This window comes from Pseudomonas sp. 8O, assembly GCF_902506495.1.
Lineage (GTDB): Bacteria > Pseudomonadota > Gammaproteobacteria > Pseudomonadales > Pseudomonadaceae > Aquipseudomonas > Aquipseudomonas chaetocerotis.
Map to the genome: position 1 here is coordinate 338,316 of NZ_LR733263.1, position 21,674 is coordinate 359,989.

Sequence of the window (21,674 nt, forward strand, 5' to 3'; positions counted from 1 at the left end):
CCGATGCCCCTCGCCAGCCTGCGCATCCTCGCCTTCATCAACGGCATCTTCCTCGTCACCCTGGCGCTGAGCATGCTGGTGCCGGTGATCACCCTGCTGATCTTCGAACAGCCGCAAGGCATCAATGCCTTTCTCTGGTCGAGCCTGATCACCGCACTCACCGGCATCGCCATGATCGCTCAGGGCAAGCCTCAACAAACGCAACTGCGCCCACGCGACATGTACATGCTGACGGTGTCGAGCTGGGTGATGGTGTCGATCTTCGCTGCCTTGCCATTCCTCTTCGCCGAACGGGCAAGCGTCACGGATGCGTACTTCGAAAGCATGTCCGGCATCACCGCTACCGGCGCCACGGTATTCAGCGGCCTCGACGACATGTCTCCGGGTACGTTGATCTGGCGTTCGCTGCTGCACTGGCTGGGCGGCATTGGCTTCATCGGCATGGCCGTGGCGATCCTGCCGATCCTGCGCATCGGGGGCATGCGCCTGTTCCAGACCGAGTCGTCGGACCGCTCGGAGAAGGTCATGCCGCGCTCGCACATGGTCGCCAAGTACATGGTGCTGGCCTATGTCGGCCTGAGCACACTCGCGGTGCTGGCGTTCTGGTGGGCCGGCATGGGCCTGTTCGATGCGATCAACCACGCCATGTCGGCGATCGCCACCGGCGGTTTCTCCACATCCGACTCTTCCCTGGGTAAATGGCAGGAACCGGCGATTCACTGGGTCGCTATCATCGTGATGGTGCTCGGCAGCCTGCCCTTCGTGCTCTATGTCAGCACCCTGCGCGGCAACTACCGCGCACTGTTTCGCGACGCGCAGGTGCGTGGCTTCCTGGTGCTGCTGGTGGGAAGTTGGTTCGTGCTGGCTGGCTGGAAATGGCTCACCACCGACCTTTACTGGCTCGATGCGCTGCGCCTGGTGGCGGTGAACATCACCTCGATCATGACCACCACCGGCTTTGCCGTGGGTGATTACCACCTGTGGGGCCCATTCGCCAGCATGATGTTCTTCTATCTCGGTTTCGTCGGTGGCTGCTCCGGCTCCACCGCCGGCGGCCTGAAGATCTTCCGCTTCCAGGTCGCCTACATCCTGCTCAAGGCCAACCTCAGGCAGCTCATTCACCCCCGCGCGGTGATCAAGCAGCAGTACAACCGCCACCGGCTGGATGAGGACATCGTTCGTTCGATCCTGGCCTTCGCCTTCTTCTACACCATCACCATCGCCACCCTGGCGCTGGCGGTGGCGATGTGCGGAGTGGACTGGATCACTGCCCTGACCGGCGCTGCGGCGATGGTTTCAGGCGTTGGCCCGGGGATGGGCGAGATGGTCGGCCCAGCCGGCAACTACGCCACCATCCCCGACCTGGCCAAGTGGTTGCTGAGCTTCGGCATGCTGCTCGGGCGCCTGGAAATCCTGACCGTGCTGGTGCTGTTGTTCCCGGCCTTCTGGCGCCATTGAGCGGCTGGTGAACCCTAGCCGACCAGACCACGACGGCTGCGATACTCACCGGGCGTTTCCCCGAACCAGCGGCGAAACGCCCTGAAGAAGTTGCTCGGATCGGCAAAGCCCAGCAGATAGGCGACTTCCAGCAACGTCAGGTCGACCTGACCGAGATACTGCTCGGCCAGCTCACGGCGGGTGTCGTCGAGCAGTTGCTGGTAGCTGGTGCCCTCCTCCTGCAGACGCCGCTGCAGAGTGCGCTGCGACAGGTGCAGCGTTTGCGCCACCACCTCACGCCGTGGTTCGCCCTGGGGTAACAGGCGACACAGCACCTGACGTGCCTGATGGGTGACACGGCTGCTGCAGAAACGCGCCAGGTATTCGCCGGCAAAACGGTCATGCAGCTGCGCCAGCGCCTCGTTGGCACTGGGCAATGGTGTTTCCAGATCAGCACGCTCGAAGATCAACCCATAGTGCTCGGCATTGAACTTCAGAGGCGCCTGGAACACCTGCTGGTAGGGCGTCAGATCGACAGGTGGCGGGCCTTGCAGACGAATCTCGCGCGGGCGAATGGGCTTGCTGGTCATCCAGCGGCAAAACGCCAGACAGTACGCCAGCGAGGCCTCGGCGCTCTGCCGGGCCGGCGGCAGGCGGTCGCCATGAATGGCCAGCGTCAGCGCATAGCCGTCGGGTTGCGGCATAAAATTCAGGTCCGCACCTTCACCGATGATGCGCTGATAGCGCACCAGACGAGTGAAGCCATCACGCAGGTTGCGGCTGGACATCAGCGCGTAGCCCACGACATGGAAGGACGCCGGGCGCACCACCTGCGCCATGTTCAGGCCGATCGCCGGGTTGCCCGACAGCGCCACGGCGCGCTGCCACAGACGGGTCATGCCGTCCTGCGGGAAGCGCGCATCCGGGTCATTCAACGCGGCGTAATCCATGCCCAGTTCGGCGAACAGGCTGGTGCAGTCGACGCCGCCCAGCTCCAGCGCCTGCACGATGGCCAAGGCCCAATTGGAAGAGGTAGTTCTTTCGCTCATCGTCTTGTTCTTGTGATCAATCAGCAAGGCCATGGTTGGCGGCGCAAGGATACTAGACTGGCACTTTAAGTCAGTGGCCCGCGGAGACAGCGCATTTACACTGACAGTGACAATAACAGGAGGTGCGCCATGACCGCCCAGACCACCGAACGCTACCAGAGCTTCGCCGAGTTCTATCCCTATTACCTGCAGGAACACAGCAACCCTGTGTGCCGCCGTCTGCACTATGCCGGTAGTCTGCTGGTGCTGGCGATCCTCGCCTACGCCCTGCTCACTCAGCAATGGCTCTGGCTGCTGGCCATGCCGCTGGCCGGTTATGGCTTCGCCTGGGTCGGCCATTTCGTCTTCGAGAAGAACCGACCGGCTACCTTCGACTATCCGCTGTACAGCCTGATGGGCGATTGGGTGATGCTCAAGGATGCCTTCACCGGCCGTATCCGTTTCTGATGAAACGGATGTACGCCTCTCTACAGAACAACAAGAACGAGAACGCCCATGAACAGCCGCGCCCGCTTTACCCATATGCAAGACGGCCAGGCCGAGGACTGGGCCATCATCGCCCAGGACTTCGCCGCCTACGCCGCTCAGTTGCCTGCCCGCATCCTCGACCACCTGCGCCTGCTCGACGGCGATTTCGGTGGTTTCCCGGTGGACCGCCTGACCCACTCGCTGCAGACCGCCACCCGCGCCTATCACGACGGACGCGACGAGGAGTACGTGATCTGCGCGCTGCTGCATGACATCGGCGATACCCTCGGCAGCTACAACCACCCGGACATCGCCGCGGCCATCCTCAAACCCTTCGTCAGTGCCGAGAACCACTGGATGGTGGAGAAGCACGGCATCTTCCAGGGCTATTACTTCTTCCATCACCTGGGCATGGATCGCCATCTGCGCGAGCAGTTCAAGGATCACCCCCAGTACCAGGCGACCATCGAATTCTGCGCCAGGTACGATGCGGCCGCCTTCGACCCGGACTATGAAAGCCTGACACTGAGCTTCTTCGAGCCCATGTTGCAGCGCGTGTTCGCCCGGCCGAAGAACTCCATCTATCTGGCTGCAATGGAAAAGACCAGCGCCTGACCGCCGGCCACTGTTGCGCCACCGTTCGGCGGCCATGCTTGGCTGGCCGCCACCCCCTTGGTTATGATCCCCGCCCAGCGAGCCTCTGGCTCAGGTCTTGCAGACCAGTCAGGCGTCCAGCAGAGACGCCAGAAATCCAGCAGGGACAGTTCCAACAGATGAAGCCAGCAATCACCAGCCGTGCCAACGGGCTCCCGACGCCGCCGTTGCGTGAGTACTATTCGCGCATACTGGCCTATATCGCCACGGCCGCCAGCATCGCCGCCGGTACCTATGTCGGGCACTTCGCCTACGATATTCTGTGGATGGTGCCCTACGCCCTGCTCTACCCTCACCTGGCGCACAACCTCAGTCGCCGTTTCAAGCGCGATTATCCGCAGCAGACCGACCTTGCCCTGCTGTTCTTCGATGCCCTGCACGCCGGCGCATCCTGCGTGCTGCTGGGATTTTCCGCCGTACCCAGCCTGATGTTCCTGCTGACTCTCTGTTTCAGTGCACTGGTCGTCGGCGGCATGCGCTATCTGGGTCTGGTGCTGTTGGTGGCCGCCAGCGGCATGGCGCTGTGCGCCGCGCTGGTTGGGGTTCATCCCAATACCGACACTCCAACTGTGGTGGCGCTGGTCAGCATCCTCTTCACCACGCTGTACATCTGCATCACCGCCTACTTCGTCAACCAGCAGGGCCTGCGCCTGGCCCAGGTACGCAGCGAGATCAAGCGTGAGCAGGAAAAGGCCGCACGCCTGGCGCGCAACCTGGCCAAGTACCTGTCGCCGCAGGTCTGGGAGTCGATTTTCACCGGCAAGAAGAGCGTGCGCCTGGAAACCCAGCGCAAAAAGCTCACGGTGTTCTTCTCCGACATCAAGGGCTTCACCGAGCTGTCGGAAGAGCTGGAAGCCGAAGCGTTGACCGACCTGCTCAACACCTACCTCAACGAAATGTCAAAGATCAGCCTGAAATACGGCGGCACCATCGACAAGTTCATCGGTGACTGCGTCATGGTGTTCTTCGGCGACCCGAGCAGCAACGGCGCCAAGAAGGACGCGGTCGCAGCGGTGTCCATGGCCATCGCCATGCGCAAGCACATGAAGGTGCTGCGCCAGCAATGGCGCGCGCAGGGCATCACCAAGCCGCTGGAAATCCGTATGGGCCTCAATACCGGCTACTGCACGGTGGGCAACTTTGGCGCCGACACGCGTATGGATTACACCATCATCGGCCGCGACGTGAACCTTGCCAGCCGCCTGGAAAGCGCCGCCGAATCCGGCGAGATCCTGATTTCCCACGAGACCTATTCGCTGGTCAAGGACGTGATCATGTGCCGCGACAAGGGTCAGATCGCCGTCAAGGGCTTCACCCGCCCGGTGCAGATCTACCAGGTGGTGGACTTCCGCCGTGACCTGGGCGCCACCTCCAGCTACGTCGAACACGAACTGCCGGGCTTCTCCATGTACCTGGACACCAACGGCATTCAGAATTTCGACAAGGAACGGGTGATCCAGGCGCTCAACCAGGCGGCCGAGAAGCTGCGCGACAAGGTCATTCTCTGAAGCGAACCGCTTGGAGTGCCATTCGCGGCTGAAGCCGCTCCTACGGTGAAGCAGGCGCCGAACCTGCCTTTGTGGGAGCGGCTTCAGCCCGTAGGGCGGACCGGGACGCCGGCCGCTCGTAGCGAAGCGAACAGTCCGCCGTTTTCCGGTGCTCCACACGTACGGCGGCGTACTGCTTCGCGAGTACGCCCTACGCCTCCAGTGCCTCGGTCAACACTGGCTCACCGTCGATCAGCGCCTGCAACGCCAGAAACTCCAGCGCCGAGGCGCGCCAGGACTGCGCTGCCGCCAATTCTGCGCAACGCTTACGATCCAGCTCCAGCGCGCCCAGGCAGGCGGTGTGCAGATCATCCTCCATCACCCCACTGAGCCCCTGCTGCAGCACATCCAGCGGCCCGGCCACGGGAAACGCAGCCACCGGCGTACCGCAAGCCAGCGCTTCCAGCATCACCAGCCCATAGGTATCGGTACGCGAGGGGAAGACCAGCACCGAGGCATCCTGATAGGCCTCGGCCAACGCCTGGCCATGGCGATAACCGAGAAAGCGCACCAGCGGATACTGCTGTTGCAGCGCCTCACGCTGCGGGCCGTCGCCGACCACGCGTTTCTCTCCCGGTAGATCCAGATCGAGAAAGGCCTGCAGGTTCTTTTCCGGAGCGATGCGTCCGACATAGAGAAACACCGGCCGCACCGGACGAGTGCGCGTCTCGTCCGGCCGGAACAATCGGGTATCCACCCCTTTGCGCCACAGTTGCAGCCGTTGCAGAGCCCAGTTGGCGAACTCCTCGCGCAACCGCTCGGTGGTCACCAGCACGGCCTGACTAGGGCGATGGAACGCGCGCAGAAAGGCATAACCGAAGCGCGGCGCAATCCACGGCCAGCGGGTGCTGACGTACTCCGGGAATCGCGTATGGATAGCCGTGGAAAACGCCAGCCCACGCTTGACCAGCCAACGCCGCGCTGCCCAACCCAGCGGCCCCTCGGTCGCGAGGTGCACGCAGTCTGGACGAAAGTCGCGAATCGCCGCACCGACACGCCACAGATCCCACACCAGCGGTATCTCCGGGTACGTCGGACAGGGCACAGCGCGAAAATCGGCGGGCGACAGCAGTTTGACCTGATGGCCCAACCCACGCAGTTCGCTGACCAACGCGGCCAGGCTGGTGACCACGCCATTGACCTGAGGCGCCCAGGCGTCGGAGACGATGAGTATCCTCATGTGCCGGTCTCGAGGGCGACGGCCGGCTCCTCGCTGGCCAGTTGCGCTTCGGCCAGACGATAGAGTTCGATCTGCCCGTCCCAGTGCTCGATCAGCGCCGTGCAGGATTCCACCCAGTCGCCGCAGTTCATATATTCCACACCGCTCACCTGGCGAATCTCGGCATGGTGGATATGGCCGCAGACCACGCCCTGCAAGCCGCGTTTGACGCACTCGTGAGCGATGGCTTCCTCGAAGTCGCTGATGAAATTCACCGCCGTCTTGACCTTGTGCTTGAGGTAAGCCGACAACGACCAGTATCCGTACCCCCAGCGGCTGCGCCAGTGATTGAGCCAGCGATTGAGGGTCAGGGTGAACTCGTAGGCAGAGTCACCGAGAAAGGCCAGCCAGCGGTGATAACGGGTGATCACATCGAACTGATCGCCATGGATCACCAGCAATTGACGGCCATCGGCCGTGACGTGCACGGCCTCATCCACCAGTTGGATATTGCCCAACAGCAGGCTGGAGTAACGGCGCAGGAATTCGTCATGGTTGCCGGTGACGTAGATGACCTCGGTACCGCGCTTGCTCATGGTCAGCAGGCGACGGATCACGTTGGTGTGCGCTTGCGGCCAGTAAATGCCACCGCGCAGTTTCCAGCCATCGATGATGTCGCCCACCAGATAGATGCGGTCAGCGTGATAGCGCTTGAGAAAGGCTGCCAGGTGTTCGGCCTGACAATCGCGCGTGCCAAGGTGCACGTCGGAGATCCACAGGGTACGGACACGTTGCTTGCGGCTGGGCTTGGCGAGCTGGGCGCTGGTCATGGGCGACCTCCGGCTGGGTTTAGTCGAGCTTGAGGGGTCGCGGTGAAATGCTTGTGACAGGAAAAAGACCGTTCGATGACGCAGCATCACCTCGGCCCAGGCGTTACACTCCGGCGGTTACCGAGGAAACCGCCATGCTCCCGACCCTGTCCCTGCGTCATTACAGTCACGAAGTGCTCAGCCATAGCCACGACCATGCGCAACTGGTGTTCGGCCTGGCGGGCGAGCTGCAATTCGAAGTGGATGGTCAGGGCAGCCAGGTACTGCGCCACCATCTGGCCGTAGTACCGGCCGAAGCCCGCCATACCTGCGGCAGCCCACGTGGCAGCCAGTGCCTGGTACTGGACCTGCCGGCCAACGACTGGCTGGAACGCCAGCTCGGCCACCATGCGAACGATATCCAGCGTCTGCTGGACAAGCCCAACGCCCTGCAACTCGATGCCTCGCAGGGCCAGCTCCTCAACTGGCTGGCCAGCAGCCCGATCAATGACCCGATCATCGCCGGCCAGGGTGCGGCTTTGCTACTCGGCAGCCTGGCCTGCAGCCGCCGGCATGCCGAAGTGCCCGGCTTGCCGATGGCGGCACTGGATCACTACATCGAGCAGCACGCGGCGCATCCGCTGCAGGTGGCAGATCTGGCGCGCCTGGCCGGTCTGTCGGTGGCGCGCTTCCACGCCCGCTTCCTCACCGAGACAGGGCGCACGCCCATGGAACACATTCGCCAACAGCGCCTGCACCTGGCCGAGCAACTGCTGCGCGGCAGCGACCTGGCCGTTGGCGAAATCGCGGCCCGAGTCGGCTACAACTCGCAAAGCGCGTTCACCGCTGCCCTCTCTCGCCATCTCGGCATGACCCCGCGACAGTTGCGCCGCACGCGCTAACAACCTTATTCGCGCCCCGCCCGTGAAATCGCCCCGGATTTCATCCGGGCTACAGCGGGTTCGCCGCACGCACCCGAGATGCTAACGAGAGTCTGGCGACAAAACTCATCACTCCCGCGACAGACAGCTGCCGTCTGCGCCGCCTAGACTGCGCCGCATTATCGAGGAGTAGCCCATGCAAACCATCGAATGGCAGGATTTCGAGAAAGTGGAGCTGCGCGTCGGCACCATTCGCAGCGCCCGCCCCAATGAAAAAGCGCTGAAGCCGGCCTACGTGCTGGAGGTGGATCTCGGCGAGCTGGGCATCAAGACCTCCAGCGCCCAGATCACCGCGCACTACAGCTGTGGCGAGCTGCCAGGTCGCCAGGTGCTGTGCGTGTGCAACTTCGCCCCCAAACGCATCGCCGGCGTGCGCTCGGACGTGCTGGTCACCGGGGTGTATGACCGCGAAAACCGCGTTGTCCTCGCCGGTTTCGACCAACCATTGCCCAACGGTGCGCGCCTGGCATGACGGAACGTAACGCCCTGCTGGCGATTCACCTGGGTGCACTGCTGTTCGGTCTGTCGGGCATCTTCGGCAAACTCGCGGCGACCACGCCGAACATGATTGCAGGCGGCCGCGCACTTTTTGCCGTGCTCGCCTTGAGCCTGGCTGCGCTGCTCTGGCGCAGTCGCAACGCGATTCGCCCGAGCCTGCGGCAGATGGCTTTGCTGGCACTCGGTGGCCTGCTGCTGGGCACGCACTGGGTCACCTTCTTCGAAGCGGTGAAGGTCTCCGGCGTGGCCATCGCCACCCTGGGTTTCGCCAGCTTCCCGGCCTTCACCGTACTGCTGGAGGGTCTGCTGTTTCGCGAACGCACCCGTCCCAGCGAGTTCGCCATGGTCGGCGTGGTGTGCGTGGGGCTGATCCTGGTTACGCCGCAGTTCAGCCTGAACAGTGATGCCACAGTCGGATTGCTGTGGGCGGTGCTGTCAGGTTTTCTGTTCGCTCTGCTGTCGCTGCTCAATCGCGCCAGCACCCGTGGCCTCGATCCGGTAAAGGCCGCGTTGTACCAGAACATCACCGTGCTGCTGTGCTTCCTGCCCCTGGCCTGGCCGCTGCTGCCCAGCGTGCGCGCGGTGGACTGGCTGTGGCTGGCCATGCTCGGCATCTTCTGCACGGGCCTGGCACACAGCCTGTTCGTCGCCAGCCTGCGCGTGCTCAAGGCGCGTACCACGGCAGTGATCTTCGCCCTGGAACCGGTCTACGGGATTCTGTTCGCCTGGTGGCTGTTCAGTGAACAGCCGACGCTACGCATGCTGGCCGGAGGTGTGCTGATCGTCAGCGCCATCTTCGTTTCAGCGCGCATGGCGCGTTGAAACGAGCGGTGCGCACGGCGCACCCTACCGGTCGTTGTGGCCCAGGTCGCGGGTTGGATCGATGAGATCGCGCACCCGTTGCTTGAGCACCTTGGCCTCGGGGAAGCCACCATCGGCCTTGCGTTCCCAGATCTGCTGGCCATCACAGACGATGCGGAACACGCCGCCCGTGCCCGGCTCCAGGCTGACCCGGCCCAGCTCGTCGGCAAAGGTGCTCAGCAGCTCCTGAGCCAGCCAGGCGGCGCGCAGCAGCCACTGACACTGAGTGCAATAGGTGATGACGATTTCAGGCTTCTGATCAGGCATGGCAGCGGCTCTACTGTGGGGCTTGATGCCTATAATAACGGCCTTTGCCTCTGCTCCTGCCGGAATCCACCATGCGCCGCCTGCTTCTTTCGCTGCTCTGCCTGTTCACCCTGTCCAGCCTGCCCGTCATCGCCGCCGAACGTATCGGTCTGGTGCTGTCGGGCGGCGCCGCTCGCGGCCTGGCACACATTGGTGTGCTCAAGGCGCTGGAAGAACAAGACATTCGCATCGACGCCATCGCCGGTACCAGTATGGGCGCCATCGTCGGCGGGCTGTATGCCGCCGGCTATTCGGTGGCTGAGCTTGAGCGCCTGGCGCTGGAACTGGACTGGCAACAGGCGCTGTCCGACTCACCGCCACGCGAGGACATCCCCTTTCGCCGCAAGCAGGACGACCGCGATTTTCTGATCAAGCAGAAACTCAGTTTCCGTGACGATGGCAGCCTGGGCCTGCCGCTGGGCGTGATTCAGGGCCAGAATCTGGCGCTGCTGCTGGAGAGCCTGCTGGTACACCGCAGTGCCACCCGCGACTTCGATCATTTGCCGATCCCCTATCGCGCCGTGGCCACCGATGTGGTCACGGGTGAACAGGTGATCATGAGCAGCGGCCACCTGCCGCAGGTGATGCGCGCCAGCATGTCGATCCCGGCGGTGTTCGCCCCGGTGGAAGTGGACGGCCGCCTGCTGGTCGACGGCGGCATGGTCAACAACGTGCCAATCGACGTCGCGCGGCAGATGGGCGTCGATCACGTCATCGTCGTCGACCTGGGTATGCCACTGAAACCGGCCAAGGAACTGCTCACCGTGGTCGACGTGATGAACCAGTCGATCAACCTGATGATGCGCAAGAACTCCGAGGCCCAACTCGAAACCCTGGAGGCGGACGACGTATTGATCCTGCCTCCTCTGGCCGGTTTTGGCGTCGCCGACTTCAATCGTGGCGAACAGATGATAAACGCCGGTTATCGTGCCACGCAGATCCAGGCAGAGCGCCTGGCCCGCTTGCGTACCAGCAGCGCCGGCAACCCTGCGCTGGCCATGGCGCGCTCGCGCGAACAGCGCACACCGGTGATTCGCGAGATCCAGGTGGAAAACGACTCGAAAGTCGGCGACGCGGTGATTCGTCGGCACATTCGCCAACCCCTCGGCGAGCCGCTGGACATGAATCGCCTGCAGAAAGACATGGGCACGCTGTACGGCCTGGACTACTTCGAGCGCGTGCAATACCGCGTGGAGCCGCTGGACGAACAAGGTAGCGCGCTGGTGATCGATGCGCGTGGCAAGCGCACCGGAACCGACTACCTGCGCCTGGGGCTCAATCTGTCCGACGACATGCGTGGCGACAGCGCTTTCAACATCGGCGCCAGCTACCGCGTCAACGGCATCAACGAGCTCGGCGCCGAATGGCTGACACGCCTGCAGCTGGGTGACCGCCAGGAGCTCTACAGCGAGTTCTATCAGCCGCTGGACGCCGGCTCGCGTTACTTCGTCGCGCCCTACCTGTTCGGTGAGGCGCAGAACGTCGAAGCGATCCTGGACAACGACCCCATCGCCGAATACCGCCTTGAGCGTTACGGCTATGGCCTCAACCTCGGCCGGCAGATTGCCAACAACGGCGAGATTCGTTTCGGCATTGCTCAGGCCTGGGGCGAAGCGGATGTCCGCGTCGGCGAGCGCGATCTGCCCAGCTTCAGTTTCAGCGAGGGTTACTACGAACTGCTGTACTCCTTCGACACCCTGGACAACCTCGACTTCCCGCGCACCGGCGAGGACATCGGCCTGATGCTGCGCAAGTACGACCGGGGGCTGGGCTCGGACGAGGAATATCGACAATGGCAGCTGAAGCTGGACAAGGCCTACAGCCATGGCCCCAACACCTGGCTGTTCGGCGGGCGCTACGGACGCACGCTGGATGAGGCGGAAGTGGTCACCTCGGGCTTCATTCTCGGCGGCGCCCAAGAGCTGTCGGGCTTTCGCCAGGACTCGCTGAGCGGCCAGAACATGGCGCTGGCGCGGATGATCTACTACCGACGCATGACACCAACCTCGATGTTGCCGCTGAACTTCCCGCTTTACCTGGGCATGTCGCTGGAGCGCGGCCGCGCCTGGAACAACGACAACGCCTTCGACAGCGGCTACATCAACGCCGCCAGCATCTTCCTCGGTCTGGATACACCGCTGGGGCCGCTGAACTTCAGTTACGGCTTCAACGACGAGCGGGAAAAAGCGCTGTACCTGAACCTGGGCAAGAGCTTCTGAAACGACGAGGCCGCGCATCTGCGCGGCCTCGTCACATGACAGCGGGGTCGATCAGGCGATTTCTGCCAGCAACTGGCGAGCGGCCTTTTTCTGCTCGTCGTCACCGTGATCGATCACCTCGTTGAGGATGTCGCAGGCGGTGGCGATATCGCCCTGTTTGATATAGGCCAGCGCCTGGTTGAGCTGGGCCATATGCTCCGGATTGCCCGCCAGGTGGTCGATATCGCCCTGCAGCGCGGCAGTGGCATCGGCATCGCCGGCGAAAGCGTCGAGGAAGTTGTCATCCAGCCCCGGCGTGTCATCGCTCAGCACCATTTCCATCTCACCGAAGGCGCTCAACTGTTCGTCTTCATGATGCAGCTCGAACACCTCGGGCAGCTCCTGCAGGTTGCTGGCGAACGACGCATCGAACTCCGGCTCCGCAACAGCCTTGGGTTTGGCCTTGGCGGCAGCCGGAAACGGGCTGACCAGATCCCAGTCGGCATCCAGCGACAGATCATCGAGATTGAGCTGAAAATCAGGTTCAGTCGCAGGCACTGCCGCAGGCTGCAGCGCAGCGACAGGGTCGAGAGGTGCCTGCTGAGTCACCCGCAGATCAGGATGACGCGCCTTCAGCGCATCGATGCGTGCATCATCGAACGCTTCGGCGCGCAGCACGGCCTCCTCACGCGCGAAGCCCGCTCCATCGCCCAGCAGTGCCAGAACTTCCAATAGACGGAAGCGCAGATCGCTGCGCTGCGGGTCCTGAGCCAGCGCCTTGTTCAGCTCACCACGCGCCTCACTGACACGACCGTAGGCGATGTAGACATTGGCTGCCTCGAGCGGATCGACCGGCCCTGGCGCACGCACCGGGGCTGGAGTCGGTACTGCCTTGGCCACCAGAGCTGCGCCAACGGGAGCGGCAACCGCCGCGAGTTGTGGACGGGGCGGTTGCTGAGGCGGCTGCGCCTTTGGCTGCACCTGCACCACCGTCTTGGTTTTCTCGCCACGCCGCCGCACGGCCCAGAAAAGCGCACCGAGCAATAGCAGAAGCCCAATACCACCGGCCAGCAGTGTCGACCACCAGCCTCGTTCTGCTACCGCAGGCTCCTCGATACCGGCCGGTGCTGCGGCAATGGGCTGGGCGACCGGCTCGGCCGGCGTACGCGCAGCCAGCTCAGCCAACTGAGCATCCTTCTGCGCCAATTGCTCCTGCAACTGCTGCAGTTGCAATTGCAGTTGCGCCAAGCCTTGTTGCAGCTGCAGATTTTCCGCCGCCTGATTGGCCAGCTCCAGATCGACCTGACGCTGCTTCTCGGCCAGCAGCTCCAGGCTTCCGGTTTGCTGCGGTGCTGGCTCCAGGGCGGCCAGGGGCGCGCTCACGGGCCCTTCGGCAGTGTTTTCAGCAAGCGCAGGTGCGGCCTCGGCAGCAGCCGGGGCAGCAGTCGGCTGGGCAGCCCCCGCACGCGCCGCATCAGGCAGCAGCAGGTCGGCGCCAGCCTGTAGACGACTTGGATCGCCGCCAGCAAAGGCATTCGGGTTGAGGGCCAGAATGCCCTCCATCAGCGCCTGCTGAGATAGCGTACTGCCCTGCTCACGCAGACGCGCAGCGATGGACCAAAGGCTGTCGCCACGGCTGACCTGATGACGGTGCCCTGCAGATGCACTCGGTGGTGTGACCGTGCTGACCGGCGAGAGCGGTGCTACGGCGCGAGTGGTAGGTTGCGCAAGGGCTGCTGCGCTTGGCGCAGCCACAGCGGAGTAAGCCGAAGAGCTGGGAGGGTCCAGCAACACGGTGTATTCACGCAGCAACTGGCCATTGGGACGCGCCACTTCGACGATGAAGTTCAGGTATGGCTCACGAACCGGACGGTTCGACACCACGCGGATCACGCTACGTGACCCCTGTAGAAGCGGCGTGAAACGCAGATCATTGAGAAAGTAGAAGCGCTCGACACCCGAACGGCTGAACACTTCGGCCGGTGCCAGAGCGACACGCAGATCCTGCGCGCCCAGATCGCCCACTTCCAGCAGCTCGATTTCAGCCTCGAAAGGCTGATTCAGCGCCGAATGCAGCGTGATTTCACCCAAACCCAGCGCCGGCGCCATTCCCGAATAGAGAGCGGATCCCGACGCCAAACCCAACATCAACTGACGCACCCGAGCCATGTGACCTCCAGGGTTATCCGGCTCGAACGCCACCTCCTCGACTTCCTGTCTGAGCATCCCTTGGCCGGGAGGCTGGCGCCCTTGATAGTTTCGAAACGGGTGACAAGGTCCTTGTCGAGGCCGTCTCGAATTGCATTATGGCTACTAATTCACAAAGTAGCGGCTTGGACGCCAGTTTGCCGACGAAAGCACGGTGCCATCAAGGTAAATCAGTCAAAAATTAGGCACAGAAAAAATCCGATCAAAAATTGATCGGATTTTTGACAGTACAGACAGACTCACTTCATCAGGTTGCCGAGCACTCGAGCATGCACCTGCTGACAGCGACGCAGATCCTCCTCGTCGATGCCGGCGAAGACTTCATGGCGCAGTTGGGTGGAAATCGCTTCGATCTTCTCGATCAAAGGCTGCGCGTCCGGCTGCAACGCAATCTTCTTGGCACGGCGGTCTTCGGGTACCGCCACGCGAATGACCAGCCCCTGGCTTTCGAGACTGTCGAGCAGGCGTGCCAGCGTCGGCCCTTCCACGCCGATGCTTTGCGCCAATTCACGCTGGGTCGGCATTTCGCTGAAGCGCGCCAGGTGCAGCAGCACCAGCCAGCGAGCCTGGGACAGGCCCAGCCCTACCAGGCGTCTATCGAGTTCAGAACGCCAGGCACGGGATAGCTGGGCAACCTGCATGGCAAAGCGATGTTGATCGGGGTAAGACATGGGCAAGCGGACTCATACAAAGGTCAAAAACTAATTATTAGCCAGCTAGCCATAACCCGATGCGCAGGGCAAGCGCAGATTGCGTCACGAGCATTGCAGAATGCGACCGACTCGCAGCCCCGGCTCCAGCTCAGGCCGCTACCAAGGGACGCTTACACCTCGAACTCGGCCTGCAGTGCTGCACGCACGCAGTAGAGCACCGCCTCGTCGACCCGCCCGGCGAACAGCGGGGCGATCTCGCTGACTGTCGGCAACTCGCCCTCGCCATCGAGGAAGGCCTCCTGAATCTCGCCCAGCAGTTCCTCCGGAAGATCCAGCGCCTGTTCCAGGCTCAATTGCTGCTGGGCGATGGCCTCGGCCAGCAGGCTGTAGACGTTTTTCTCAGTGCACCCCAACTGGCCGGCGATCTGCGTCGGGGTCATACCCGCGCGAGCCAGGCTGACCAGCTCGTGACGCAAATCGGCCACCGGAGCCGGCGCGTCATCTGCGCCGCTGCCGTTGAGCACTTCCAGGAAGGCCTGGCCGTAGCGCTCCAGCTTGCGCGCGCCAACGCCACTGACCTCGGCCATATCGCTCAGCGAGCTGGGCTGGCTGCGCAGCATCTCCAACAACGTGGCATCGGGGAAGATCACGTACGGCGGTACGCTGTGCTCCTCGGCCAGCTTACGACGCAGACTGCGCAGCGCCTCCCACATTTCCCGCTCATGGCCACGCACCAGTTGGCTGGCGGCGCTGCTGGAGGCCTTGGCCGCCTGCGCCGGCTTGGGTTCACGGCGCAGTTGCAGGCTGACCTCACCACGCAGCAGTGGCCGGCAGGTCTCACTCAGGCGCAGACCGCCGAAACCGTCCAGATCGACATCGGCCAGGCCGCGGGCGACCAACTGGCGGAACAGGGTGCGCCATTCGACTTCGGAAAAGCCCTTGCCCACACCGAATACCGCCAGGTGCTGATGACCAGCGGCGCGAATCTTCTCGTTGTCACGGCCCAGCAGAATGTCCACCAGATGGCCGACGCCATAGCGCTGGCCGCTGCGATAGACGGCCGACAACGCCTGGCGCGCCGGCTCGGTGGCATCCCAGGTTTCGACGCCATCGATGCAGTTGTCGCAGTGGCCGCAAGGGTTGGGCAATTCTTCATCGAAGTAGGCCAGCAGCGCCTGACGGCGGCAGCGTGTCTCCTCGCACAGGGCGAGCATGGCATCGAGCTTGTGTTGCTCGATGCGCTTGTGACGCTCATCGCCGTCGGAATTGTTGAGCATCTGCTTGAGGAAGATCACGTCCTGCAGGCCGTAAGCCATCCAGGCATCGGCCGGCAAGCCGTCACGGCCGGCGCGACCGGTTTCCTGGTAGTAGGCCTCCAGCGACTTGGGCAGATCCAGGTGACAAACGAAGCGCACGTTAGGCTTGTCGATGCCCATGCCGAACGCGATGGTCGCTACCATGATCAGGCCTTCTTCATTGAGAAAGCGCTTCTGATTGAAGGCACGCAATTCGTTGGGCAAGCCGGCGTGATAGGGCAAAGCCGGGAAGCCCTGACTGCTGAGAAAATCGGCGACCTCCTCGACCTTCTTGCGCGACAGGCAGTAGACGATACCGGCATCGCCCTTGCGCGCCGTAAGAAAACCGAGCAGTTGCTTGCGCGGCTGATCCTTGGGCTGAATGCGGTAGAAGATGTTCGGCCGATCAAAGCTCGACAGAAAGCGCTCGGCGTTGTCCAGATGCAGACGCTGGACGATTTCCTCGCGGGTACGTTTGTCCGCGGTAGCGGTCAGGGCGATGCGCGGCACATTGGGAAAGAGCTCGGCAAGCTGACCGAGTTGCAGGTACTCAGGCCGGAAATCATGGCCCCACTGCGACACGCAGTGCGCTTCGTCGATGGCGAACAGGGCGATATCCAGGCCCTGCAGGAAGCTCAGCATGCGCGGCTGCACCAGGCGCTCGGGCGCCAGGTAGAGCATCTTGATCTGCCCGCGACGGATACGGTCGGCGATCTCGCGCTGCTCGTCAGGGCTCAGCGTGGAATTCAGCGCCACGGCTGCCACACCCAGCTCGTCCAGGGTGGCCACCTGATCATCCATCAAGGCGATCAGCGGAGAGACCACCACCGCCAGGCCCTCGCGCATCAGTGCCGGCACCTGGAAACACAGCGACTTGCCGCCGCCGGTAGGCATCAACACCAAGGCATCGCCGCCGCCGGCCACACGCTCGATGATCGCGGCCTGATTGCCGCGAAAGGCGTCGTAGCCGAAAACGTCTTTGAGAATGCGCATGGCGTGGTCGAGCATGAAGGCCTCCAAATCTAGCCGCGCATTATGCCGCAGGATCGCAGGCAACAGGGCACCTACCCGTCCGAAGCCGCTGAATCACCGTTAGTAGAGCGCCCGTGCTGGTCGCAGAGGCGGCGGTGAACTAGAATCCATCCTCGTTTATCCCCTAAGCCTCAAGGTAACCCCACGATGTCCTTCGCTGAGCAACTGTCCCGCCTGCAAGCCTTTCTCGATGCCGATGAGCTGCACGAAGAGGCGTTGGACTACGTGGCCGCCCATGGCTACCTGACCGCCCTGGCGATCTGCCCGGATCAGGTACCGGAGCGTGAGTGGATCGATGCGCTGTTCGCCGAGACGCCGAACTACCGCAGCGACGCCGAACGCGAAGAGATCGAAAGCACGCTGGTCCACCTCAAAGCCCACATCGCCCGCCAGCTGGCTGGCGAGGAAGAGCCCGAGCTGCCGTGCGACCTGGACCTCGGTGACGAGCCGGATGACTCCGATCTGCGCGGCTGGTGCATCGGCTTCATGGAAGGCGTGTTCCTGCGTGAAGCCGTGTGGTTCGAAGATGCCGAAGACGAAGTCAGCGAATTGTTGCTGCCGATCATGGTCGGCTCGGGCCTGTTCGACGAACAGACCGAGTTTGCCGAGATCGCCCGCGACCGCGACCTGGTGGACAGCATGATCGACCAGATTCCCGAACTGCTTACCGCCCTCTTCCTGCTGTGTCAGGCTCCGGAAGAAAAACCCGCACTGCTCAAGCCCCGCCACTGACCTTACCAGCCGGGGCACTGCCCCGACCGCCGCCAAGACCCGCACATGCCGCGTGACATCCAGCCAAGCCGCCATCGCAGTGTCCGCTACCTGCTGCTGACCATCGGCTGGCTGAGCGTGGCACTCGGGGTTATCGGCATCTTTCTGCCGGTGCTGCCAACCACGCCGTTCCTGCTCCTGGCGGCGGCCTGTTTCGTGCGCAGCTCACGGCGCTTCTACCTCTGGCTGGTCACCCACCCGCGCCTGGGCCCATGGATTCGCGACTACCTGGAGGGCCAGGGCATCCCGCTCAAGGGCAAGGTCTACGCCCTGGTGCTGATGTGGGCCAGCATCAGCTTCTCCTGCTATCTGGTGCCCATGCCCTGGGCGCGAGCCTTCATGCTCGGCAGTGCGGTGCTGGTCAGCCTGTACATCCTCAAGCAGAAGACCCTGCCCAATCCCTGAGTGCTCTGCGTAGCCCGGATGCAATCCCCCAGCGCCAGCCCCGGATTGCATCCGGGCTACGGGAGCCAGTCACCTCCTCGACAACCTTTTGACACTGTTTTCTCGTTCCAGCGAAGCGACCGGCAAAAAGCCGACACCTCGCCTAGACTCTGCCAATCGAGCCTGGAGACGACGACCCCATGCGACGGCTGCGCGTTCAGGGATGGCGTTGGCGGCTGCTGATCCTGTGGATCGGCGGCGGGCTGCTGGCCGCGCTGGCAGTGGCCGATTGGGACTTCGCGGTGATCGTGAAGAACGCGGAAAACCGCTATGGCAACCTCGGCCCTGCACGCAAACGCATTCTCGACTGGGAAGAGTCGATCAAGAGCAGCACCAGCCTGAACGAGGCGGACAAGCTCAACGAGGTCAATCGCTTCTTCAACCGCACCATCCGCTTCGTCGATGACAGTCAGCTCTGGCGCGAGAACGACTACTGGGCAACCCCCGTGGAAATGCTGGTCAAGGGCGCAGGCGATTGCGAGGACTACTCCATCGCCAAGTATTTCACCCTGCGCCGCCTCGGCATCCCCAGCGAGAAGCTGCGCATCACCTACGTCAAGGCACTGAACTACAACCAGGCGCACATGGTACTGACCTACTACGCCAGCCCCACTGCCGAGCCGCTGGTGCTGGACAACCTGATCAACGACATCCGCCCTGCCTCACAGCGCAAGGACCTGCTGCCGGTGTACGCCTTCAACGCCGAAGGCCTCTACCTCGCAGGCTCCAATACGCGCAAGAGCGACACCAAGAAGCTGTCTCGCTGGCAGGACATCCTGAAAAAAATGCGTGCGGAGGGCTTCGCCATCGGCGAAGGCTAGGAGGAACCCATGTCCCTACTCAAGCAGCTGTTTCTCGCCATCTGCCTGTTTCTGGTGGTGGCCTTCACCGGCAGTTTCATCGCCGGCGTGGAGAGCTCGCGCGAACAGTTGATCAGCCAGCTGCGCTCTCACGCCCAGGACGCTGCCACGGCGCTGGGGCTGTCGATGACGCCGCACGTGGACGACCCGGCGATGATCGAGCTGATGGTCAGTTCGATCTTCGACAGCGGTTACTTCGCCAGCATCCGCGTGGTTCGCATTGCCGACGACAGCGTGATCGTCGAGCGCAGCACCGAGATCAGACCTGAAAACCTGCCCGGCTGGTTCGTCGATCTTGTCGATTTGCAGCCCCAGGGCGGCGATGCGCTGATCATGCGCGGCTGGGAGCAGGCTGCCAGAGTGGAGGTGCTCAGCCATCCACAGTTCGCCCTGGCCAAGCTGTGGGACAGCGCCCTCGGCAGCCTGTTCTGGCTGCTGCTGTGTGGCCTGGTCAGTGCCGTGCTCGGTGGCTGGCTGCTGCGTACCCAACTGCGGCCGCTGGACAACATGGTGCAGCAGGCGCAAGCGATCAGCCGCCGCGAGTTCCTCACGCTGCCGCGAGTGCCGCGCACGCCGGAGCTCAAGCGTGTGGTGCTGGCAATGAACCAGATGGTCGACAAGCTCAAGACCCTGTTCGCCGAAGAAGCCGCGCGCAGCGAGAAACTGCGCGGTGAGGCCTATCAGGACACCCTCACCGGCCTGGCCAACCGCCGCCAGTTCGACATACGCCTGAGCAACCAGTTGGTGATCAACGAGCAGCATCCTGATGGCTACCTGCTACTGCTGCGCCTCAACGACCTGGGCGGCCTCAACCAGCGCCTCGGCGGCCAGCGTACCGACGCGCTGATCGCCGCATTGGGCGATCAACTCAAGCAACTGCTGGCGTTACCGGAGCGCAGCCAATGGCTGGCATCGCGCAACCGCGGTGGCGAGTTCACGCTGCTTGCGCCCGGCCTCAATGGCGAAGACGCAGAGCGCCTGGCCAGCGAGCTCAGTGAAGCCCTGAACAGTCTGAAGCAGACCGGTGCCAGTGACTGCGATCCCGTTGCCCACATCGGTATTGCCGCATTTCGCCCCGGCGAACAGAGCGAAGCCGTGCTGAGCCGCGCGGATCAGGCGCTGGCTCAGGCACAGAGCAACACAGACAGGTGCTGGGAACGCCTCGACGACTTCACCGCCCGGACCACTCAGGGCCTGCACGACTGGCGCGCCTGGATCGACGATGCGCTGACCCAGGGCAAATTGCAGCTGTATTTCCAGCCTGTCGCCGAATGCGCTACGGGCACGCTCATGCAACACAAGGTGCTGGCACGCCTGCTCGATCCGGCTGGCGAAGCCATCACGGCCGGGCGCTTCCTGCCCTGGATCGAGCGCCTGGGCTGGGCCGCGCGCTTCGATCTGGCAATGCTCGAACATAGCCTGGCCCACCTCACACAACATCCTCGCCCACTGGCGCTGAGCCTGTCTGCCGCAACCCTGCGCAATGAACAGGACAAAGCGCGCCTGCTCGATGTACTGAACCGTCATGAGGACGTCGCACACCTGATGACGCTGGAAATCGACGAACGTCACCTGCCACCGCCTGCCGAGCTGGAAGCGCTGAGCCAGGCGATTCGTGAGGCGGGTTTCAACCTGGGCCTGCAGCATTTCGGTGGGCGCTTCAGCCTGATTGGCAACCTCACCCACCTGGGCCTGGCCTACCTGAAGATCGATGGTACCTACATCCGCGCCATCGACCAGGAGAGCGACAAGCGGCTGTTCATCGAAGCGATCTTCCGCGCCACCAACAGCATCGACCTGCCGCTGATCGCCGAGATGGTGGAGACCGAAGAAGAACTTGCAGTGCTGACCGAACTGGGCATCCACGGCGCCATGGGCCGCCTGATCGGCGCGCCGGCGCCCTGGGGCAACCAATAATTGCGGGAGCCCCGCCCCAGGGGGGAGTTTCCAGAGGTTACAGGTTGTCGCACCGACTGCTTCGCCGCAGGGCGCGGCTCCTACAATGGCGTGGTTCTAAACCAGATCGTGCTCGTCGTCGCCAAGCAGGCCGCTGAGGCCCTCGATCTCGGCACGGGCGATGGCACGCTGGTCGAGCTTCTGTCGCGCGGCCTCGGGCAGGTCGGTGTAGCGGATAACACCTCGTTCGACCAGCACGCTGACCACGTCTTCCAGTACACGCACCAGCTCCAGGTCAGACTGTTTCAGGCTGTCCAAGCGCGCTTTGACCTCTTCCTTGGCCTCGAGCCAGCTATGCAGCTCTTCGCTCTCGACAGCCAGGTTCTCCGTCATCCCCTCGAAGGGTTCATGTTCGACTCGCAACAAACGCCCGGCCGCGTCGCGCTGTACGTAAACCATTGCTGCCTCCAGCAAACGCCATAAAAAAACCCGCTACTCGGAACGAGTAGCGGGCTTACTCTAGTTGAGTGCACCAACTAAGGAAACTCTGACAAGCATTTCCCCTTGCCTGAAAGGCCGCCAGCGCAG

20 protein-coding genes are annotated in these 21,674 nt (G+C 63.1%); 12 read left to right on the forward strand and 8 right to left on the reverse strand.

Annotated elements, in window-relative coordinates; genetic code table 11:
- Positions 1 to 3: 3 nt before the first annotated feature.
- On the forward strand, positions 4 to 1,458 hold the full coding sequence (locus GV002_RS01555) for a TrkH family potassium uptake protein (protein ID WP_160016749.1): 1,455 nt from the start codon (positions 4 to 6) through the stop codon (positions 1,456 to 1,458).
- Between the two features lie 14 nt (positions 1,459 to 1,472).
- Here the strand turns inward: GV002_RS01555 and GV002_RS01560 are convergent, their stop codons facing one another.
- Positions 1,473 to 2,486, reverse strand: a complete 1,014-nt coding sequence (locus GV002_RS01560; RefSeq protein WP_160016750.1) for an AraC family transcriptional regulator — start codon at positions 2,484 to 2,486, stop codon at positions 1,473 to 1,475.
- Between the two features lie 129 nt (positions 2,487 to 2,615).
- Between GV002_RS01560 and GV002_RS01565 the strand changes: the two genes are divergently transcribed.
- The 3 genes from GV002_RS01565 to GV002_RS01575 all read left to right on the forward strand — a co-directional run bounded on the left by GV002_RS01565 (position 2,616) and on the right by GV002_RS01575 (position 5,116).
- On the forward strand, positions 2,616 to 2,933 hold the full coding sequence (locus GV002_RS01565) for an Mpo1-like protein (protein WP_160016751.1): 318 nt from the start codon (positions 2,616 to 2,618) through the stop codon (positions 2,931 to 2,933).
- A 48-nt stretch (positions 2,934 to 2,981) separates the two neighbouring features.
- Positions 2,982 to 3,569 (forward strand): HD domain-containing protein, encoded by a 588-nt coding sequence (locus GV002_RS01570; protein WP_160016752.1) that lies wholly within the window; start codon positions 2,982 to 2,984, stop codon positions 3,567 to 3,569.
- Positions 3,570 to 3,727: 158 nt separating this feature from the next.
- Entirely contained in the window at positions 3,728 to 5,116 is a 1,389-nt protein-coding gene (locus tag GV002_RS01575; protein ID WP_160016753.1) for an adenylate/guanylate cyclase domain-containing protein, read from the forward strand.
- A 190-nt stretch (positions 5,117 to 5,306) separates the two neighbouring features.
- Here the strand turns inward: GV002_RS01575 and GV002_RS01580 are convergent, their stop codons facing one another.
- Both GV002_RS01580 and GV002_RS01585 read right to left on the reverse strand, forming a co-directional pair.
- Positions 5,307 to 6,335, reverse strand: a complete 1,029-nt coding sequence (locus GV002_RS01580) for a glycosyltransferase family 4 protein (RefSeq protein ID WP_160016754.1) — start codon at positions 6,333 to 6,335, stop codon at positions 5,307 to 5,309.
- On the reverse strand, positions 6,332 to 7,144 hold the full coding sequence (locus GV002_RS01585) for a UDP-2,3-diacylglucosamine diphosphatase (RefSeq protein WP_160016755.1): 813 nt from the start codon (positions 7,142 to 7,144) through the stop codon (positions 6,332 to 6,334). Before GV002_RS01585 ends, GV002_RS01580 begins: the two co-directional genes overlap by 4 nt.
- Before the next feature lie 134 nt (positions 7,145 to 7,278).
- On the opposite strand from GV002_RS01585, the gene GV002_RS01590 reads away from it, so the two are divergent.
- From GV002_RS01590 to GV002_RS01600, 3 genes are all read left to right on the forward strand, one after another.
- Positions 7,279 to 8,025: an AraC family transcriptional regulator gene (locus tag GV002_RS01590; protein WP_160016756.1), complete on the forward strand. Its 747-nt coding sequence runs from the start codon at positions 7,279 to 7,281 to the stop codon at positions 8,023 to 8,025.
- A 175-nt stretch (positions 8,026 to 8,200) separates the two neighbouring features.
- Complete coding sequence (locus tag GV002_RS01595; protein ID WP_160016757.1) at positions 8,201 to 8,536, forward strand: tRNA-binding protein; 336 nt, start codon at positions 8,201 to 8,203, stop codon at positions 8,534 to 8,536.
- Positions 8,533 to 9,384, forward strand: a complete 852-nt coding sequence (locus GV002_RS01600; RefSeq protein WP_160016758.1) for a DMT family transporter — start codon at positions 8,533 to 8,535, stop codon at positions 9,382 to 9,384. The genes GV002_RS01595 and GV002_RS01600 overlap by 4 nt, the downstream gene beginning before the upstream one ends.
- A 24-nt stretch (positions 9,385 to 9,408) precedes the next feature.
- Here the strand turns inward: GV002_RS01600 and GV002_RS01605 are convergent, their stop codons facing one another.
- Complete coding sequence (locus GV002_RS01605; protein ID WP_160016759.1) at positions 9,409 to 9,690, reverse strand: SelT/SelW/SelH family protein; 282 nt, start codon at positions 9,688 to 9,690, stop codon at positions 9,409 to 9,411.
- Between the two features lie 71 nt (positions 9,691 to 9,761).
- On the opposite strand from GV002_RS01605, the gene GV002_RS01610 reads away from it, so the two are divergent.
- Positions 9,762 to 11,948: a patatin-like phospholipase family protein gene (locus tag GV002_RS01610; RefSeq protein WP_160016760.1), complete on the forward strand. Its 2,187-nt coding sequence runs from the start codon at positions 9,762 to 9,764 to the stop codon at positions 11,946 to 11,948.
- Between the two features lie 51 nt (positions 11,949 to 11,999).
- On the opposite strand, the gene GV002_RS01615 is transcribed toward GV002_RS01610, so the two are convergent.
- The 3 genes from GV002_RS01615 to recQ all read right to left on the reverse strand — a co-directional run bounded on the left by GV002_RS01615 (position 12,000) and on the right by recQ (position 17,091).
- A complete protein-coding gene (locus tag GV002_RS01615) occupies positions 12,000 to 14,036 on the reverse strand; it encodes a FimV/HubP family polar landmark protein (protein WP_160016956.1) in 2,037 nt (678 codons plus the stop codon).
- 338 nt (positions 14,037 to 14,374) lie between these two features.
- On the reverse strand, positions 14,375 to 14,806 hold the full coding sequence (locus tag GV002_RS01620) for a MarR family transcriptional regulator (RefSeq protein ID WP_090336714.1): 432 nt from the start codon (positions 14,804 to 14,806) through the stop codon (positions 14,375 to 14,377).
- 152 nt (positions 14,807 to 14,958) lie between these two features.
- Positions 14,959 to 17,091 (reverse strand): DNA helicase RecQ, encoded by a 2,133-nt coding sequence (gene recQ / locus GV002_RS01625; RefSeq protein WP_160016761.1) that lies wholly within the window; start codon positions 17,089 to 17,091, stop codon positions 14,959 to 14,961.
- A gap of 171 nt (positions 17,092 to 17,262) precedes the next feature.
- Here recQ and GV002_RS01630 point away from each other — a divergent pair, with 171 nt between their 5' ends.
- The 4 genes from GV002_RS01630 (at position 17,263) to lapD (ending at position 21,107) form a co-directional block, all read left to right on the forward strand.
- On the forward strand, positions 17,263 to 17,847 hold the full coding sequence (locus GV002_RS01630) for a YecA family protein (RefSeq protein ID WP_160016762.1): 585 nt from the start codon (positions 17,263 to 17,265) through the stop codon (positions 17,845 to 17,847).
- A 45-nt stretch (positions 17,848 to 17,892) separates the two neighbouring features.
- A complete protein-coding gene (locus tag GV002_RS01635; protein ID WP_160016763.1) occupies positions 17,893 to 18,291 on the forward strand; it encodes a YbaN family protein in 399 nt (132 codons plus the stop codon).
- Between the two features lie 179 nt (positions 18,292 to 18,470).
- On the forward strand, positions 18,471 to 19,151 hold the full coding sequence (gene lapG / locus GV002_RS01640) for a cysteine protease LapG (protein ID WP_160016764.1): 681 nt from the start codon (positions 18,471 to 18,473) through the stop codon (positions 19,149 to 19,151).
- 9 nt (positions 19,152 to 19,160) lie between these two features.
- Entirely contained in the window at positions 19,161 to 21,107 is a 1,947-nt protein-coding gene (gene lapD / locus GV002_RS01645) for a cyclic di-GMP receptor LapD (protein WP_160016765.1), read from the forward strand.
- 96 nt (positions 21,108 to 21,203) lie between these two features.
- Here lapD and GV002_RS01650 read toward each other — a convergent pair whose 3' ends face one another.
- On the reverse strand, positions 21,204 to 21,545 hold the full coding sequence (locus GV002_RS01650) for a tryptophan synthase subunit beta (RefSeq protein ID WP_079784014.1): 342 nt from the start codon (positions 21,543 to 21,545) through the stop codon (positions 21,204 to 21,206).
- Positions 21,546 to 21,674 lie beyond the last annotated feature (129 nt).

What these genes read in the sequence shown, in the direction of transcription:
- GV002_RS01590 (WP_160016756.1), top strand. Translation starts at nt 7,279, where the DNA reads ATGCTCCCGACCCTGTCCCTGCGTCATTACAGTCACGAAGTGCTCAGC.
- GV002_RS01595 (WP_160016757.1), top strand. Translation starts at nt 8,201, where the DNA reads ATGCAAACCATCGAATGGCAGGATTTCGAGAAAGTGGAGCTGCGCGTC.
- GV002_RS01610 (WP_160016760.1), top strand. Translation starts at nt 9,762, where the DNA reads ATGCGCCGCCTGCTTCTTTCGCTGCTCTGCCTGTTCACCCTGTCCAGC.
- recQ (WP_160016761.1), bottom strand. Translation starts at nt 17,091, where the DNA reads ATGCTCGACCACGCCATGCGCATTCTCAAAGACGTTTTCGGCTACGAC.
- GV002_RS01635 (WP_160016763.1), top strand. Translation starts at nt 17,893, where the DNA reads ATGCCGCGTGACATCCAGCCAAGCCGCCATCGCAGTGTCCGCTACCTG.
- GV002_RS01650 (WP_079784014.1), bottom strand. Translation starts at nt 21,545, where the DNA reads ATGGTTTACGTACAGCGCGACGCGGCCGGGCGTTTGTTGCGAGTCGAA.
- GV002_RS01580 (WP_160016754.1), bottom strand. Translation starts at nt 6,335, where the DNA reads ATGAGGATACTCATCGTCTCCGACGCCTGGGCGCCTCAGGTCAATGGC.
- GV002_RS01560 (WP_160016750.1), bottom strand. Translation starts at nt 2,486, where the DNA reads ATGAGCGAAAGAACTACCTCTTCCAATTGGGCCTTGGCCATCGTGCAG.
- GV002_RS01630 (WP_160016762.1), top strand. Translation starts at nt 17,263, where the DNA reads ATGTCCTTCGCTGAGCAACTGTCCCGCCTGCAAGCCTTTCTCGATGCC.
- GV002_RS01600 (WP_160016758.1), top strand. Translation starts at nt 8,533, where the DNA reads ATGACGGAACGTAACGCCCTGCTGGCGATTCACCTGGGTGCACTGCTG.
- GV002_RS01575 (WP_160016753.1), top strand. Translation starts at nt 3,728, where the DNA reads ATGAAGCCAGCAATCACCAGCCGTGCCAACGGGCTCCCGACGCCGCCG.
- GV002_RS01555 (WP_160016749.1), top strand. Translation starts at nt 4, where the DNA reads ATGCCCCTCGCCAGCCTGCGCATCCTCGCCTTCATCAACGGCATCTTC.
- GV002_RS01585 (WP_160016755.1), bottom strand. Translation starts at nt 7,144, where the DNA reads ATGACCAGCGCCCAGCTCGCCAAGCCCAGCCGCAAGCAACGTGTCCGT.
- lapG (WP_160016764.1), top strand. Translation starts at nt 18,471, where the DNA reads ATGCGACGGCTGCGCGTTCAGGGATGGCGTTGGCGGCTGCTGATCCTG.
- GV002_RS01605 (WP_160016759.1), bottom strand. Translation starts at nt 9,690, where the DNA reads ATGCCTGATCAGAAGCCTGAAATCGTCATCACCTATTGCACTCAGTGT.
- GV002_RS01565 (WP_160016751.1), top strand. Translation starts at nt 2,616, where the DNA reads ATGACCGCCCAGACCACCGAACGCTACCAGAGCTTCGCCGAGTTCTAT.
- GV002_RS01570 (WP_160016752.1), top strand. Translation starts at nt 2,982, where the DNA reads ATGAACAGCCGCGCCCGCTTTACCCATATGCAAGACGGCCAGGCCGAG.
- GV002_RS01620 (WP_090336714.1), bottom strand. Translation starts at nt 14,806, where the DNA reads ATGTCTTACCCCGATCAACATCGCTTTGCCATGCAGGTTGCCCAGCTA.
- lapD (WP_160016765.1), top strand. Translation starts at nt 19,161, where the DNA reads ATGTCCCTACTCAAGCAGCTGTTTCTCGCCATCTGCCTGTTTCTGGTG.
- GV002_RS01615 (WP_160016956.1), bottom strand. Translation starts at nt 14,036, where the DNA reads ATGGCGCCGGCGCTGGGTTTGGGTGAAATCACGCTGCATTCGGCGCTG.